This window comes from Pseudomonas sp. DR208 (genome assembly GCF_019823005.1).
GTDB classification, from domain to species: domain Bacteria; phylum Pseudomonadota; class Gammaproteobacteria; order Pseudomonadales; family Pseudomonadaceae; genus Aquipseudomonas; species Aquipseudomonas extremorientalis.
The window spans coordinates 6,146,081-6,161,569 of record NZ_CP081944.1 but is presented as its reverse complement, the minus strand read 5'-3'; the positions used below and the strand labels follow the sequence as shown (position 1 = coordinate 6,161,569).

Here is a 15,489-nt window from a genome sequence, read left to right as displayed (position 1 = left end):
GCAACCGAATGTGAGGAATGAACTGTGAAAGCGTGGATCCTGTTGATGCTGGCCCTGACCTTGCCGATGGCGGCCCAGGCCGAAGAAGCCAAAGAAGGCGAGGCGCCGAAGGTCAGCTATATCAGCCTGAGCCCGCCGTTCGTGGGCAACTACGGCCTGGATGGCACGGCGAAACTCAAGGTGTTCAAGGCCGACATCGCCCTGCGCGTGACCGGCACCGAAGCGGCCGCCGCCGTCAAAGCCAACGATGCGTTGATCCGTAACCAGTTGGTGGCGCTGTTCACCCAGCAGACCAACGAGGCGATGAGCACCGTCGAGGGCAAGGAAAAACTGCGCCAGGAAGCCCTGAAGCAGACCCAGCAAGTGATGAACGACGAAACCGGCAAACCGGTGGTGGAAGACCTGTTGTTCAACAACCTGATCATCCAGTAACCGCAGCGCGCCCATCGGGGGCAAGCCCCCTCCCACAGTTGGAATGCGATCAAATGTGGGAGGGGGCTTGCCCCCGATGACGGCGGTACAGGCGCCTCAGGACGCCAGGCTCTTCCTGAACCGCGCCAACGCCACCACAAAAAACACCAACCCAATCCCCGCCAGCGCCAGCAAGTCCGGCCACACCACGCTCACCCCTGCATCACGAAACAGAATCGCCGCACTCAAACTCACAAAATGCGTCGACGGCGACCCCTGCATCACCCACTGCAACCACTCGGGCATGCTGTCCAGCGGCGTACTGCCGCCTGAGAGCAACAGCATCGGGATAATCACCGGAATCGCCAGCAGGCCGAATTGCGGCGTCGAACGGGCAAGCGTGGCGAGGAAAATCCCCAGCGCCGTGCTGGCAAACAGGTACAGCGCTGTCACGAACAGGAACAACCCCAGCGATCCGGCCAGTGGTACACCGAGCAAGCCTTTGACCACCACCTCCAGCGACAGCCAGGTGCACAGCACCACCACCAGCATGTTGCTCCAGATTTTTGCCAGCATGATTTCCAGCGCCGTCAGCGGCAGCACCAGCAGGTGGTCGAGGGTGCCGTGTTCACGCTCACGCAGCAGGGCAGTGCCGGTGAGGATAATGGCGAGGATGGTGATGTTGTTGACGATCTGGATCACCGCCAGGAACCAGCCGCCCTCCAGATTGGTGTTGAACAGCGCCCGGGTAGTGAGCTGCGCGGGTGCCCGGCTGGCGGCATCGGCTTGTCCGCTGTAGGTCAGCAGTTCTCGCTGGAAAATCCGCCCGATATAGCCCGCCCCCATGAACGCCTGGCTCATCGCCGTGGCATCCACATTCACCTGCACCCCCGGCTGGCGCCCCGCCAACAGGTCCGCCTGGAAGTTCGCCGGCACATTGATTACGAAGGTGTACTTGCCGCTGTCCATGACCCTGTCCAATTGGTCATAGACCAACGGTGCAGGCGCCTGGAATTCGGGCGGTTGCAGCGCTTCGGCCATCTGCCGTGAGAGGGCGCTGTGGTCTTCATCGACAAACGCTACGCTGGCATTGTGCACACCGATCACCGAACCGGCGGCGGGCATATAGATGGCGACGGTGAAGGCGTAGAACAGAAACAGCAGCAATACGCTGTCGTGGCGCAGGCTGGTCAGTTCCTTGATTCCCAGTCGCAGAATGTGCGCGAACTTATGCATCAGGCCTCCTGCTTCTTGAGCATGACCAGGCTCAGCCCGGTAAACCCGACGAAGAACCCGAACAGCGCCAGGCACTGGGGCCACAACTGGCGCAGGTCCAGGGCCTTGGTGAAGGTGCCCACGGCAATGTCCAGGAAGTGCCCCGCCGGAAACAGCATACCCATCAAGGCCGCCGCGCCCTCCAGGGACGAGCGCGGCACGATCAGCCCGGAGAACTGGATCGTCGGCAAGCTGGTGATGATCATGGTGCCGAGGATCGCCGCGATCTGCGTGCGGGTGAAGGCCGAAATCAGCAGGCCCATGCTGGTGGTCGCCAGCACGTAGAGCAGGCCGCCGAACGCCAGGGTGAGGGCGCTGCCCTTGAAGGGTACGCCGAACAGCCAGCGGTTCATCGCCACCAATACCGCCAGGTTGACCAGGCTCACGGCCAGGTACGGTGCCTGTTTGCCGAGCAGGAACTCCAGTCGGGTCAGCGGCGTGGCGTAGAAGTTGGTGATCGAGCCCAGCTCCTTTTCGCGCACGATGCCGAGCGCGGTGAGCATGGCCGGGATAAATGCCAGGATCAGCGCCATCACGCCGGGGCCTATGGCATTCACGCTAACCACGTCCTGGTTATAGCGAAAGCGCGTTTCCAGCCTGGCGGCGGCCGGGGTGTTGCGCGGCAGGCTGCTCAGTTCGGCCAGTTGCTGCAGGTTCTCCTGATGCACGGCCTCGACATAGTTACGGCTGGTTTCCGCGCGAAACGGCATGCCGCCGTCCAGCCACGCGGCCACTGTAGGCTGGCGGCCGGCATAGAGATCGCGACCAAAACCAGGCGGGATCTCCAGGGCCAGTTTGATTTCTGAACGTTGCAGGCGCCGGTGCAGTTCCGTCGAGTCCTGGATCGGCGCTTGCTCGGCGAAATAGCGCGAACTGCGAAACGCCTCCAGGTAGGCGCGGCTTTGCGGCGTCTGGTCCTGGTCGTAGACGGCGAAGGCGAGGTTTTCCACATCCAGGGAAATGCCATAGCCGAAGATCACCATCATGAACATCGCCCCCAGCAGGGCGAAGGCCATGCGCACTCTGTCGCGCAGCAGTTCCTTGCCTTCGCGGCTGGCCACGGCCGCTAGCCGGGCCAGGCTGAACCCCCGTTTACTCATGGGCGGTGTGCTGGTTTCGCTGACAGTCTTGGCGGGCGCAGTAGGCTCGGCTTCGCCCTGGGCGCGCTCCAGGCAGGTGACGAACGCCGCTTCCAACGTATCGCCGTGGAATTGCTGTTGCAGCGCATCCGGCGTATCGCAGGCCAGCACCTTGCCCGCGTGCATCAAGGAGATGCGGTCGCAGCGCTGGGCTTCGTTCATGAAGTGTGTGGACAGGAAGATGGTCACGCCTTGCTCGCGGGACAGCTCGATCAGCAATCGCCAGAAGTCTTCCCTGGCGGCCGGGTCGACGCCCGAGGTGGGCTCGTCGAGAATCAGCACTTCCGGACGATGCAGCACCGCCACCGCCAATGACAAGCGCTGCCGCAGGCCCAAGGGCAGCTCGCCGGACGGTTGCTCGGCGACGTCACCGAGGTCGAAACGCTGGATCAGCTCATCGATGCGCGGGCCGCTGTCCGCCTTGGGCAGGTCGAACAGTTGCGCATGCAGCACCAGGTTCTGGCGCACGCTGAGTTCGCCGTACAGCGAGAAGCTTTGCGACATGAAACCCACGCGCTTGCGGGTGGCCAGGTCCTTGGCGTTCACCGGGTTGCCCAGCAGCGTCGCGCTGCCCTCGGTGGCCGGCATCAGCCCGGTGAGGACTTTCATGGTGGTGGTCTTGCCGCAGCCGTTGGAGCCGAGGAAACCGAAGATCTCGCCGCGACCAATGGCGAAGCTGACCTTGTTCACTGCGGTGAAATCGCCAAAACGCAGGGTCAGGTCATGGGCCTCGATGGCGATATCGGTGTTGTCGCTTTGCCTCGGCGGGATCACCAGCGGCTGGTTGTCGTGAGCGCTGTCACCCTGGAAGTGGGTGAAGGCTTCGTCCAGCTTGCCGCTGGGTGTCGCGGCGGCCAAGTCGCTGCTCAGGCCATCGGCGATCAGCTTGCCGCGATCGAGCATCAGGCAGTGTTCGAACTGCTCGGCCTCTTCCATGTAGGCCGTGGCCACCAGCAGCGTCAGTTGCGGGCGTTCGCTGCGTACGCTGTCGACCAGTTCCCAGAAGCGCCGACGTGACAGCGGGTCGACGCCGGTGGTGGGTTCGTCGAGGATCAGCAGGTCCGGGTCGTGGATCAGCGCGCAGCACAAACCGAGCTTCTGCTTCATGCCGCCGGAGAGCTTGCCCGCCGGGCGTTCGGCGAAACGCGCGAGGTCGGTGGCCAGCAGCAGGTTGTGCATGCGCTGGTCGCAATCGGCTTGGGACAGGCCGAACAGCGTGGCAAAAAAGCGGATGTTTTCGCTGATGGACAGCTCGGGGTACAGGTTGCCGCCCAAACCCTGGGGCATAAAGGCAATGCGCGGGTACAGGCTGTTGCGGTGGCGGCGATCTTCGATGGCGCCGCCGAGCACCTGCAACTGGCCGTCCTGGAGCTTTTTAACCCCGGCGATCAAGCCCAGGAGGCTCGACTTGCCTGCGCCATCCGGGCCGATCAACCCGCAGCGCGTACCAGCCGGCAGGCTGAAAGTGATATCAACCAGGGCCTGTTGCTTGCCGTAGCGATGATTGATCCCCGTGGCCTGCAGCGCCAGGGCGGTCATTGCAGGTTGGCCGGCCAGTCAATGTCAGCCGTGCGCACATAACCGGCGCCGGGCATGCCCGGTTTGGCCTGGGGCACGGCGCTGGGTTGGGTCAGGCGCAGTTTGACGCGGAATACCAGTTTCTGGCGTTCGTCGCGGGTTTCCACTTCCTTGGGGGTGAACTGGGATTTGGCGGCGACGAAGCTGATCCTGGCCGGCAGCGGCTGGTCGGGCAGGGCGTCGAGCAGGATGCGTGCGTCGCTGCCGACGGTGAGGCGACCGGTCACGGAAGCGGGCAGGTAGAGGTTCATGTACTGATCATTAGGGTCGATCAGTAGCAGCACGCGGCCACCCGCGCCGAGCACTTCGCCGGGCTCGGCCAGGCGCAGCTGGATGATTCCGTCGATGGGCGCGCGCAGGCTGCTGTCGTCGATCTCGCTGGTGAGCTGGGCGACCTGGGCCTGGGCGGCGCCAATCGCGGCTTTCACCGAATTGACCTGGGCCTGGGCGGCAATCACGGCGGCGTTGCCGGTGTTCTGCCGGGCTTGCTGCTGGTCGATCAACTGGCTGCTGGTGAAGCCGCGCTTGTACAGCTCCTGGGTGCGCTTGAGTTCCTGGTTGGCCAGCAGTTGTTCGCTCTGGCGCAGTTGTACATTGGCCTCGGCAGCGGCGAAGTTTTCCTTGGCGCGCAGCACTTCGGCTTCGGCCTGGGCGCGTTGGGCTTCGAGGGTGCGGGTGTCCATGCGCGCGAGCAGTTGGCCTTTGAGCACCTTATCGCCTTCGTCCACCCGCACTTCGGCCAGGCGCCCGGGGATCTTGGCAGCGATCTGCACTTCGGTGGATTCCAGGCGCCCATTGCCCATGCTCAGGCCTTCGGGCAGGCGGTCCTGGGTGGAGCGCCAATAACCGAAGCCGCCGGCACCCAGCAACAGGGCGATGAGGGCAACGGCGAATAGGCGGGAGGTGTGGTGGTTCGTCGACATGGCTGCTTCCTGCGGCGTTAGCGTCCTAGTGTGAGCGGTTTGCCCCGGTGCGGCGTTGATGCCGGTCAGTCAAATCAACTTGATGACGGCGGCCCATTGCTCGGGCGTGACGGGCATCACCGAAAGCCGGCTGCCTTTTTGCACCAGAGGCAATTCGGCAAGGGCCGTTTGCTGTTTGAGATAGCCCAGGCCGAGCACCTTGGGAAAGGTCTGGACATGGGCGACGTTGATCGCGCTCCACGGATTTTTTTCCGGGCTGGCCTTGGCGTCGAAGTAGTGGCTTTCGGGCTCCAGCGCGGTGGGGTCCGGATAGGCCGCCTCGATGATTTTGCCGATGCCGGCAATACCCGGCTCCGGGCAACTGGAGTGATAGAAGAAAAACTCGTCACCCACCGCCATGGCCCGCAGGAAGTTACGCGCCTGGTAATTGCGCACCCCGTCCCAGCGGGCTTGGCCGAGTTTTTCCAGGCCTTTGATGGAGAGCTCGTCGGGCTCGGATTTCATCAGCCAATAGGCCATTTTTGGGCTCCTGAAATAAGCAGTGGGCAAGTTGTCCTGCAATTTAATGACAAACCGACAGTCGGTTGGCGCCAAGGTTTGCGTGTTGGTTCACGTTACCGCAGAATGCCGGCTTTTAAAGCTTGACGCAGCTGCAACGGACTACTTTGGAACGTTGTTGTCATCGTGTACGAGATGCCTGAAGGGGGGCAATCGATGCAACGTAAACCGGATTTACTATGGATTTTGGTGATTTTGTTTGGTCTGGGCGTCGTGACCACCGGGTATGCCCAAAGCTTGTGGTCGAACAAGACCGATGCACCCGTTGAACTGGCTCAGCAGCAGCCACAACCGTTCAAGCGCTGACCCTTCTTCAAGGCGCCGCTGACTCCAGTGGCGTCTTCGCACTATACCAATGCTTATCGGTGACGGTGCCCGCCAGCGGCACATCCCAGCTTGCCTGTGCCAACCGTTCGACCTTCTGACATTCATGGGCCAGGCCCAGCAGCGTCGGCTTGCGCCAGCTCTGTCGCCGCGCCAGGTAGGCCAGGCTGCGGTCGTAGAACCCGCCGCCCATGCCCAAGCGCCCTCCCGCATCATCGAACCCCACCAACGGCAGCAACACCAGCTCCAGCGCCCAGACGTTGCGTTGGCGGCTGATATTCATCCGGGGCTCCAGGATGCGAAAGCGATTGGGCAGCAGCTTTTCCCCAGGCCTTACGCGCTGGAACACCATCTTGGTCCGAGGCCACGCGCTGAGCACCGGCAGGTAGGTGGCCTTGCCCCGGCGCTGGGCGGCGCGCAGCAGCAAGCGCGGATCGATTTCACCGTCCGTCGGTAGATACAAAGAGATATGTTTGGCCCGGCGAAACAGCGGATGCTGTGCCAGTTGCCGATACAGGCCCCGGGCGGCCTTGCGCTGCTCGCTCGGCGTGAGGGCGCGGCGGGCTTTGCGCAACATGCGTCGAAGTTGCGGACGGGAAAGCGGCGCAGGTTCGGTCATGGTTTCGGCTCATAAAACAATGCCAGTCCGGAGACTGGCATTGAGTTTGGGAATTCAGGCTCCCCGACAGAGCCGCTGTCGACTTAGCCCTTGAACCCGAAAGTTCAAGGTGGAAGATGCAGTAGGCTTTAAGGCTTTCCGTCTAGCGGACATGCACACCAGCCCAACGTGCAACTTCCAGGGTAGTGCGAATCGGCTCAGGGACATCGCCGACTGGCAAACACGCCAGGGAGTGGGGCGAGTATACCTTAAACCGTCGCGGCAATCAGCCCTTGGGTGCTTCCGGGTCGCTGGAAAGCACCAGATCGACACGTTCCAGCAAGTCACGCACCTGCTCACGTGTCGAGCCGCTGGCCTGCACGTCAGGGCGTTCCTGCTTATGCAGCAGATCGTGGGTAATGTTCAGGGCGGCCATCACGGCGATGCGGTCAGCGCCGATGACTTTGCCGCTGCTGCGGATTTCACGCATCTTGCCATCCAGGTAGCGGGCGGCGCTCACCAGGTTGTTGCGCTCTTCCTGGGGGCAGATGATCGAATATTCTTTGTCGAGGATCTGCACGGTGACGCTATTGCTTGAACTCATGAGTCTTGCTCCAGGGCCTTCAGGCGCGAAATCATCGATTCGACCTTACGCCGGGCGATTTCGTTTTTTTCAATGAGGTGAGCGCGTTCCTCGCGCCAGGTCTTTTCCTGAGCTAATAGGAGTCCGTTTTGACTCTTAAGTTGCTCGACCCGAGTAATTAGCAATTCGAGTCTGGCCATCAGCGCTTGCAGGTCGGTGTCTTCCATTGGGTTCCACTGGATTTGTCTGATGAATGGCAACTGCAGGATAAACGATCTGACGCCCTTGATAGTCTTGGTACGTCTGCCGGTGCTAGGATACAGCGCTCCATTCTAGACATTGCGCCGTCTGGCGCCTAGCTCACCATGCCTATTCAGAACTCCCCATACGATGCTTTCTCCAAACTGCTGAGCGCCAGCGGCCACCCCTGCTCGCCAGCCGAACTGCACGGCGTGTTGCTGGGCCGTAGCTGCACCGGCGTCGGCTTTGATGCCGACAACTGGCTGGCCGACGTGGCCGAGCTGCTGGAAACCGAACCGACCGACAACGTGCGCAACGCGCTGATCGGCCTGCAAGAGATGGTCAAGGGCGAGCTGACCGGTGATGACGTCACCGTGGTCCTGCTGCTGCCGACCGACGACGCGCCGCTTACCGAGCGTGCCGCCGCACTGGGCCAATGGTGCCAGGGCTTCCTCCACGGTTTCGGCGTGAACGCCGGCGGCCTGGAACTGAGCACCGACGCCAAGGAAGTGCTGCAGGACCTGGCAGCCATCTCCCAGGTGCAAGACGCCCTGGAAGAGTCCGAAGACGGTGAGGGCGACTACATGGAAGTGATGGAATACCTGCGCGTCGCGCCGCTGCTGCTGTTCACCGAGACCAAAAAATCGGCTGAGCCGGCTGCACCCAAGCCTTCGCTGCACTAAGAAAGGAAACCCATCTGCCCATGATCCATATCCCGAAAGCGGAATACACCCGGCGCCGCAAGGCGCTCATGGCGCAGATGGAACCCAACAGCATCGCGATCCTGCCGGCCGCCGCCGTGGCGATCCGCAACCGTGATGTCGAGCATGTCTACCGCCAGGACAGCGACTTCCAGTACCTGAGCGGCTTCCCCGAGCCGGAAGCGGTGATCGTGCTGATGCCCGGTCGCCAGCACGGCGAGTACGTGCTGTTCTGCCGCGAACGCAACGCCGAACGCGAACTGTGGGACGGCCTGCGCGCCGGCACCGAAGGCGCAATCCGTGACTTTGGCGCCGACGATGCCTTCCCCATCACCGATATCGACGACATCCTGCCCGGCCTCATCGAAGGCCGCGACCGGGTGTACTCGGCCATGGGCAGCAATGCGGAGTTCGACCGGCACCTGATGGAATGGATCAACGTGATCCGCTCCAAAGCCCACCTGGGCGCCCAGCCACCGAACGAATTCGTTGCGCTGGATCATCTGTTGCACGACATGCGCCTGTATAAATCGGCGGCGGAAGTGAAGGTGATGCGCGAGGCGGCGCGAATCTCCTGCGCGGCCCACGTGAAGGCGATGCAGGCCAGCCGGGCCGGCCTGTATGAGTTCAGCCTGGAAGCCGAGCTGGATTATGAATTTCGCAAAGGCGGCGCGAAAATGCCGGCCTACGGTTCCATCGTCGCCGCCGGGCGCAACAGCTGCATCCTGCATTACCAGCAGAATGACGCGGTGCTCAAGGACGGCGACCTGGTGCTGATCGACGCCGGTTGCGAGATCGACTGCTATGCCAGCGACATCACCCGCACCTGGCCGGTCAATGGCAAGTTCTCGCCGGAACAAAAGGCGATCTACGAGATTGTGCTGGCCTCCCAGGAAGCGGCCTTCGCCGAGATCGCCCCGGACAAGCATTGGAACCAGGCCCATGAGGCGACCGTGCACGTCATCACCGCCGGGTTGGTCAAGCTGGGATTGTTGCAGGGTGACGTCGACGAACTGATCGCCAGCGAAGCCTATAAGGCGTTTTACATGCACCGCGCCGGTCATTGGCTGGGCATGGATGTACATGATGTGGGCGAATACAAAGTGGGCGGTGAATGGCGTGTGCTGGAAGTCGGCATGGCGTTGACCGTGGAGCCGGGGATCTACATTTCGCCGGACAACCAGAACGTGGCAAAGAAATGGCGTGGCATTGGCGTACGCATCGAGGACGACGTGGTAGTGACCAAGCAAGGCTGTGAAATCCTGACCGGCGGCGTGCCCAAGACCGTCGCCGACATCGAAGCGCTGATGGCGGCTGCCCGATGAGCCGGGTCAACCTGGCGATCATCGGCGGCGGCCTGGTGGGTGCCAGCCTGGCACTGGCGTTGCAGGCCGGGGCCAGGGCCCGTGGCTGGAAGATCGTGCTGATCGAACCCTTCGCGCCGGGCGACAGCTACCAGCCGAGCTACGATGCACGTTCGTCGGCGCTGTCCTTCGGCGCCCGGCAAATCTATCAGCGCCTGGGCCTGTGGCAGGACATTTCCCGCCGCGCCGAGCCGATCAAGCAGATCCATGTGTCCGACCGTGGCCGTTTCTCCACTGCACGTCTGTCCGCGATGGAGGAGGGCGTGCCGGCTCTCGGCTACGTGGTGGAAAACGCCTGGCTGGGCCAATGCCTGTGGCAAGGCCTGGACAAAGACGTGGTCAGCTGGCGTTGCCCGGCCGAGGTCACACGCATGGAGCCGCTGCCCGATGGCTACCGCCTGACCCTCAATGATGAAACCGTGCTGGAGTGTGATCTTGCCGTACTGGCCGACGGCGGCCGCTCCGGCCTGCGCGAGCAATTGGGCATTGGCGTGAAAACCCGCCCGTACAATCAGAGCGCGCTGATCGCCAACATCACCCCTAGCGAAGCCCACAACGGCGAGGCGTTCGAGCGCTTCACCGATGAAGGCCCGATGGCCTTGCTGCCGCTGCCAGACAACCGCTGCGCGCTGGTCTGGACCCGCATCGGCATGGATGCGCAGCGCCTGGCCGGTCTCGATGAGCGCAGTTTCCTGAGTGAATTGCAGGGTGTGTTCGGCTATCGCCTGGGCACCCTCAAGCAGGTCGGTGCCCGCCACCTGTATCCGCTGACGCTGGTGGAAGCCGAGGAGCAGGTGCGTTCGCACCTGGCGATCCTTGGCAATGCCGCCCACAGCCTGCACCCGATTGCCGGGCAAGGCTTCAACCTGTCCCTGCGTGACGCGAATGCCCTGGCCGAGGCCTTGCTGGCCGGGCCGCAGGTGCCGGGTGATTTAGCCACCTTGCAGGGCTATCGCGAGCGCCAGCGACTGGACCAGAGCCTCACCGTGGGCTTCTCCGACCAGGTCACCCGCCTGTTTGGCAGCGCCCAACCGTTGGTCGCGGTGGGGCGCAACCTGGGTTTGCTGGGCCTGGACCTGTTGCCGCCGGCCAAGCGCTGGTTCGCCCGGCAGGCCATGGGCCTGGGCACGCGCCCCGATGCGTAAGTGGTTGATCGCGCGTCTGGGCAAGGCGCGGTTGTTGCGTTGGATCATGACCCTGTACCCGCCGTATCTGGGCGCGGGGGTCAGCGTGCAGCACATGAGCGCCGATTTTCGTCACGTCAAAGTGCGCATGGGCCTGGGCTGGTACAACCGCAACTATGTCGGCACGCAATTCGGCGGCAGCCTGTACTCGATGGTTGACCCGTTCTACATGTTGATGCTGATGGAGAACCTGGGCCGCGACTACATCGTGTGGGACAAGGCGGCGAGTATCGATTTCATTTCGCCCGGCAAAGGTCCGGTGTATGCCGAATTCTCCATCGACGAGACCTTGTTGGACGAGATCCGTCGACACACCGAAGGTGGCGAGAAGTACCTGCCCCACCTCGAGGTGCAGATTCATGACGGCTCCGGCACCCTGGTGGCGCGGGTCGACAAAACCCTTTACGTGCGGCGCAAGCCGCCAGTGAGACAGGCTTAAAGCATGGATATGCGCGCAGATGTGCTGATTGTCGGGGCCGGAATGGTCGGAAGCGCCCTGGCGCTGGCATTGCAGGGCAGCGGCCTGCAGGTGCTGCTGCTCGACGGCAGCCCGCTGAGCGTCAAGCCGTTCGACCGTGACGCGGCGTTTGAACCCCGCGTGAGCGCCTTGTCGGCTGCCAGCCAACGCATCCTCGAACGCCTGGGCGTGTGGGACGGCATCCTGTCGCGCCGCGCCAGCCCTTATGGCGAGATGCAGGTGTGGGACGGCAGCGGCACCGGGCAGATCCACTTCTCGGCGGCCAGCGTACATGCCGAGGTGCTCGGGCATATCGTCGAGAACCGCGTGGTGCAGGATGCCTTGCTCGACCGTCTGCACGACTGCGACCTGGGCCTGCTGGCCAATGCGCGCCTGGAACAGATGCGCCGCTCCGGCGATGACTGGCTGCTGACCCTGGCCGACGGGCGCAAATTGCGCGCGCCGCTGGTGGTGGCCGCCGATGGTGCCAACTCCGCCGTACGCCGCCTGACCGGCACCGCCACCCGCGAATGGGATTATCTGCATAACGCCATCGTTACCAGCGTGCGCAGCAGCCAGCCGCATCAGCGCACGGCGTGGCAACGCTTTACCGATACCGGCCCGCTGGCGTTTTTGCCGCTGGTGCGGGATGGGCATGAGGATTGGTGTTCGATCGTCTGGTCGACCACGCCGGCCGAGTCCGAGCGCTTGATGGCGCTGGATGATGAACGTTTCTGCCGTGAACTGGAACGCGCCTTTGAAGGGCGCCTTGGTACGGTGCTGAGCGCCGACCCGCGCGTGTGCGTTCCGTTGCGTCAGCGCCACGCCAAACGCTACGTGGCCGAAGGCCTGGCATTGATCGGCGACGCGGCCCACGTCATCCACCCATTGGCGGGACAGGGCGTGAACCTGGGCTTCCTTGATGCGGCGACATTGGCTGAAGTCTTGTTGGCGGCGACCGAGCGCGGCGAGCGCCTGGCGGACGTGAAGGTGCTGAGCCGATACGAGCGTCGACGCATGCCGCATAACCTGGCGCTGATGGCGGCGATGGAGGGCTTTGAGCGGTTGTTCCAGGCCGATCAACTACCGCTGCGCTGGCTGCGCAACGCCGGGCTGAAGATGGTCGACCAGATGCCCGAGGCCAAGGCCGTGTTCGTACGCCAGGCTCTCGGCCTGACTGGCGATCTCCCGGACCTTGCCAAACCCTGATATTGAAATGCGACCCCTTGTGGGAGGGGGCTTGCCCCCGATGAGGCCATCAGCCTACAAGCAATATCCGTCATGCAACATCTGGTAACGCCTCCACCGAGCGCTACCAAATGTGAGTCCTTATCATTTGCCCTCTTTTTGCAAATGAGAGACCGCACCCATGTTGGCACCCAAGCGCCTCCTGACTGCCCTGGCACTCACCCTGATCGGCAGCACCACCGTGCAGGCCGCCGACGAAGTGGTGGTCTACTCCTCGCGTATCGATGAGCTGATCAAGCCGGTCTTCGACGCCTACACCCAAAAAACCGGCGTGCAGGTCAAGTTCATCACCGACAAGGAAGCGCCGCTGATGCAGCGCATCAAGGCCGAGGGCGCAAACGCAACCGCCGACCTGTTGCTCACCGTCGATGCCGGCAACCTCTGGCAGGCCGAGCAGATGCGTATCCTGCAACCGTTCACCTCTCCGGTGATCGACAAGAACATTCCCCTGCAATATCGCTCGTCAAAACACACCTGGACCGGCTTGAGCCTGCGCGCACGCACCATCGCCTATTCCACCGACCGGGTAAAACCGGGTGACCTCACCACCTACGAAGCCCTGGCCGACAAACAATGGGAAGGCCGCCTGTGCCTGCGTACGGCGAAAAAGGTCTACAACCAGTCGCTGACCGCCACCCTGATCGAAACCCACGGCGCGGCCAAGACCGAAGAGATCGTAAAGGGTTGGGTCAACAACCTGTCCACCGACGTGTTCTCCGATGACATCGCCGTGCTCGAAGCCATCAACGCCGGGCAGTGCGACGTGGGTATCGTCAACACCTATTACTATGGCCGCCTGCACAAGCAGAAGCCGGACCTGGCCGTGAAGCTGTTCTGGCCGAACCAGGGTGACCGTGGCGTGCACGTGAACCTGTCGGGTATCGGCCTGACCCAGCACGCGCCGCATCCGGAAGCCGCCAAGGCGCTGGTGGAGTGGATGACCACGCCTGAGGCGCAGAAGATCTTTGCCGACGTGAACCAGGAGTTCCCGGCCAACCCGGCGGTGCCGCCGTCAGCCGAAGTGGCGACGTGGGGCAAGTTCGTCGCGGATACCTTGCCGGTGGAAGTCGCGGGCAAGCGACAGGCTGAGGCTATTCGGTTGATGGATCGCGCCGGCTGGAACTGACACACTACGGGTCAAAATGTGGGAGGGGGCTTGTCCCCGATAGCGGGATATATCAGTTCACTCATCATGGACAGATCCACCGCCATCGGGGGCAAGCCCCCTCCCACATTGGATTGAGTTGAATTTAAGACATTCATTGAGAGCTGACTTTGGCCCACCCCGCCCAACGCCGCTGGTACCTGCCGGTCTTTACCGTCGCCGCCCTGGTGCTGTTGCCGCTGAGCGTGCTGTTGCTGTCCTGGCAAAGTATCGATGCACAGGTCTGGTCGCACCTGTGGGAAACCCAGATGCCGCGCCTGCTGGGCAACACGCTCACCCTGGTGCTGGGCGTCGGCATTGGCGTGACCCTATTGGGCGTCAGCCTGGCCTGGCTGACCAGCCTCTGCGAATTCCCCGGACGACGCTGGCTCGATTGGGCACTGATGTTGCCGTTCGCCATTCCTGCCTATGTGCTGGCCTTTGTATTTGTCGGCCTGCTGGACTTCTCCGGCCCCGTGCAAACCCTGTTGCGTGAATGGTTCGGCACCGGGCTGCGCCTGCCACGGGTGCGCTCCACCGGCGGTGTGATCATCGTTCTGGTCCTGGTGTTCTATCCCTATGTTTATCTATTGGCGCGCACCGCATTCCTGGCCCAGGGCAAAGGCCTGATGGAGGCCGCGCGGGTGCTCGGGCAATCGCCATGGCGAGCGTTCTGGCACGTGGCTCTGCCCATGGCGCGCCCGGCGATTGGGGCTGGAGTCGCCTTGGCGTTGATGGAAACGCTGGCGGATTTCGGCGCGGTCTCGGTGTTCAACTTCGATACGTTCACCACCGCCATCTACAAGACGTGGTACGGCTTCTTCAGTCTTTCCAGCGCCGCCCAACTGGCCAGCCTGTTGCTGCTGGTGGTGATGTTGGTGCTGTACGGCGAGCGGCGCGCCAGGGGCGCCAGCCGGCCAGGCAATGAGCGGCCACGGGGCAAGGCGTTGTACCACCTGCGCGGGGTCAAGGCGGCCGCAGCCAGCAGTTGGTGCGCGTTGGTGTTCGCCTGCGCGTTTGTCATCCCGATGCTGCAACTGGTGGCCTGGTTCTGGCAGCGCGGCCGCTTCGATCTGGATGAGCGCTATTCGGGCCTGATCCTCCATACGCTTTACCTGGGCGGCATCGCGGCCTTGATCACGGTCAGCGTGGCGCTGGTACTGGCGTTCGCCAACCGCCTGGCGCCGACACGGGCGATCCGTTCCGGTATCAGCCTGGCCAACGTTGGCTATGCCTTGCCGGGCTCGGTGCTGGCGGTATCGATCATGTTGGCGTTCAGCTATCTGGACCGTGAACTGGTGGTGCCGCTGTCCGGCTGGCTCGGCGGGGCGGGCAAGCCGTTGTTGCTGGGCAGCCTGTCGGCGCTGGTGCTGGCGTATCTGGTGCGTTTCCTGGCGGTGGCCTATGGGCCGTTGGAAAACAGCCTGGCGCGTATCCGTCCGTCCCTGCCGGAAGCTGCACGCAGTCTTGGCGTCAGTGGTCCACGACTGTTTTGCAAAGTGTATCTCCCGTTGCTGTTGCCGGGGACGTTGAGCGCAGCACTCCTGGTGTTTGTCGATGTGCTCAAGGAAATGCCTGCCACCTTGCTGATGCGCCCGTTCGGCTGGGACACGCTGGCGGTGCGGATCTTTGAAATGACCAGCGAAGGCGAGTGGGCACGGGCCTCTTTGCCGGCGTTGACCCTGGTGCTGGTGGGCCTGTTGCCGGTGATCGGGCTCATCCGACGCTCTGCACGGCAAATCGGTTAGGTGCCAGTCCTACG

Annotated in this window: 16 protein-coding genes and 1 other RNA gene; 9 read left to right on the top strand and 8 right to left on the bottom strand. The window is 63.0% G+C overall.

All coding sequences use genetic code 11. The annotated features are described in order from the left end of the window. Window positions 1-24: 24 nt before the first annotated feature. Window positions 25-432 (top strand): flagellar basal body-associated protein FliL, encoded by a 408-nt coding sequence (locus K5K89_RS27990; protein WP_032884296.1) that lies wholly within the window; start codon window positions 25-27, stop codon window positions 430-432. A gap of 96 nt (window positions 433-528) precedes the next feature. Here the strand turns inward: K5K89_RS27990 and K5K89_RS27985 are convergent, their stop codons facing one another. The 4 genes from K5K89_RS27985 to K5K89_RS27970 form a co-directional block, all read right to left on the bottom strand. After that, window positions 529-1,647 (bottom strand): ABC transporter permease, encoded by a 1,119-nt coding sequence (locus K5K89_RS27985; RefSeq protein WP_071490457.1) that lies wholly within the window; start codon window positions 1,645-1,647, stop codon window positions 529-531. After that, complete coding sequence (gene rbbA / locus K5K89_RS27980; RefSeq protein WP_222540619.1) at window positions 1,647-4,364, bottom strand: ribosome-associated ATPase/putative transporter RbbA; 2,718 nt, start codon at window positions 4,362-4,364, stop codon at window positions 1,647-1,649. The genes K5K89_RS27985 and rbbA overlap by 1 nt, the downstream gene beginning before the upstream one ends. Continuing rightward, a complete protein-coding gene (locus K5K89_RS27975; RefSeq protein ID WP_222540618.1) occupies window positions 4,361-5,326 on the bottom strand; it encodes an HlyD family secretion protein in 966 nt (321 codons plus the stop codon). The genes rbbA and K5K89_RS27975 overlap by 4 nt, the downstream gene beginning before the upstream one ends. Before the next feature lie 69 nt (window positions 5,327-5,395). Continuing rightward, a complete protein-coding gene (locus K5K89_RS27970; RefSeq protein WP_222540617.1) occupies window positions 5,396-5,845 on the bottom strand; it encodes an EVE domain-containing protein in 450 nt (149 codons plus the stop codon). 195 nt (window positions 5,846-6,040) lie between these two features. Here K5K89_RS27970 and K5K89_RS27965 point away from each other — a divergent pair, with 195 nt between their 5' ends. Continuing rightward, window positions 6,041-6,190 carry a hypothetical protein gene (locus K5K89_RS27965; protein ID WP_010207387.1) on the top strand — a complete coding sequence of 50 codons (150 nt, stop codon included), beginning with the start codon at window positions 6,041-6,043 and terminating at the stop codon, window positions 6,188-6,190. Window positions 6,191-6,197: 7 nt separating this feature from the next. Here K5K89_RS27965 and K5K89_RS27960 read toward each other — a convergent pair whose 3' ends face one another. The 4 genes from K5K89_RS27960 to K5K89_RS27945 form a co-directional block, all read right to left on the bottom strand. Next, complete coding sequence (locus K5K89_RS27960; protein ID WP_222540616.1) at window positions 6,198-6,827, bottom strand: 5-formyltetrahydrofolate cyclo-ligase; 630 nt, start codon at window positions 6,825-6,827, stop codon at window positions 6,198-6,200. 56 nt (window positions 6,828-6,883) lie between these two features. After that, window positions 6,884-7,062: non-coding RNA, 6S RNA (gene ssrS, locus K5K89_RS27955), on the bottom strand. Window positions 7,063-7,092: 30 nt separating this feature from the next. Then, the gene (locus K5K89_RS27950) at window positions 7,093-7,410 is read right to left on the bottom strand and encodes a cell division protein ZapA (RefSeq protein ID WP_058426457.1); all 318 of its coding nucleotides are present in this window, start codon (window positions 7,408-7,410) and stop codon (window positions 7,093-7,095) included. Beyond that, on the bottom strand, window positions 7,407-7,616 hold the full coding sequence (locus K5K89_RS27945) for a TIGR02449 family protein (protein WP_007982902.1): 210 nt from the start codon (window positions 7,614-7,616) through the stop codon (window positions 7,407-7,409). The genes K5K89_RS27950 and K5K89_RS27945 overlap by 4 nt, the downstream gene beginning before the upstream one ends. 138 nt (window positions 7,617-7,754) lie before the next feature. Between K5K89_RS27945 and K5K89_RS27940 the strand changes: the two genes are divergently transcribed. The 7 genes from K5K89_RS27940 (at window position 7,755) to K5K89_RS27910 (ending at window position 15,475) form a co-directional block, all read left to right on the top strand. Beyond that, on the top strand, window positions 7,755-8,312 hold the full coding sequence (locus K5K89_RS27940) for a YecA family protein (protein WP_058426458.1): 558 nt from the start codon (window positions 7,755-7,757) through the stop codon (window positions 8,310-8,312). A 20-nt stretch (window positions 8,313-8,332) separates the two neighbouring features. Then, on the top strand, window positions 8,333-9,655 hold the full coding sequence (pepP, locus tag K5K89_RS27935) for a Xaa-Pro aminopeptidase (RefSeq protein WP_071490452.1): 1,323 nt from the start codon (window positions 8,333-8,335) through the stop codon (window positions 9,653-9,655). Then, window positions 9,652-10,839 (top strand): 2-octaprenyl-6-methoxyphenyl hydroxylase, encoded by a 1,188-nt coding sequence (gene ubiH / locus K5K89_RS27930; protein WP_071490451.1) that lies wholly within the window; start codon window positions 9,652-9,654, stop codon window positions 10,837-10,839. The genes pepP and ubiH overlap by 4 nt, the downstream gene beginning before the upstream one ends. Continuing rightward, window positions 10,832-11,317: a DUF4442 domain-containing protein gene (locus K5K89_RS27925; RefSeq protein WP_092241773.1), complete on the top strand. Its 486-nt coding sequence runs from the start codon at window positions 10,832-10,834 to the stop codon at window positions 11,315-11,317. The genes ubiH and K5K89_RS27925 overlap by 8 nt, the downstream gene beginning before the upstream one ends. Window positions 11,318-11,326: 9 nt before the next feature. Continuing rightward, window positions 11,327-12,544: a 2-octaprenyl-3-methyl-6-methoxy-1,4-benzoquinol hydroxylase gene (locus tag K5K89_RS27920; RefSeq protein WP_170856050.1), complete on the top strand. Its 1,218-nt coding sequence runs from the start codon at window positions 11,327-11,329 to the stop codon at window positions 12,542-12,544. A gap of 160 nt (window positions 12,545-12,704) precedes the next feature. Further along, entirely contained in the window at window positions 12,705-13,709 is a 1,005-nt protein-coding gene (locus K5K89_RS27915) for an extracellular solute-binding protein (RefSeq protein ID WP_222540615.1), read from the top strand. A 149-nt stretch (window positions 13,710-13,858) separates the two neighbouring features. Next, window positions 13,859-15,475: an ABC transporter permease gene (locus K5K89_RS27910; RefSeq protein WP_071490447.1), complete on the top strand. Its 1,617-nt coding sequence runs from the start codon at window positions 13,859-13,861 to the stop codon at window positions 15,473-15,475. Window positions 15,476-15,489 lie beyond the last annotated feature (14 nt).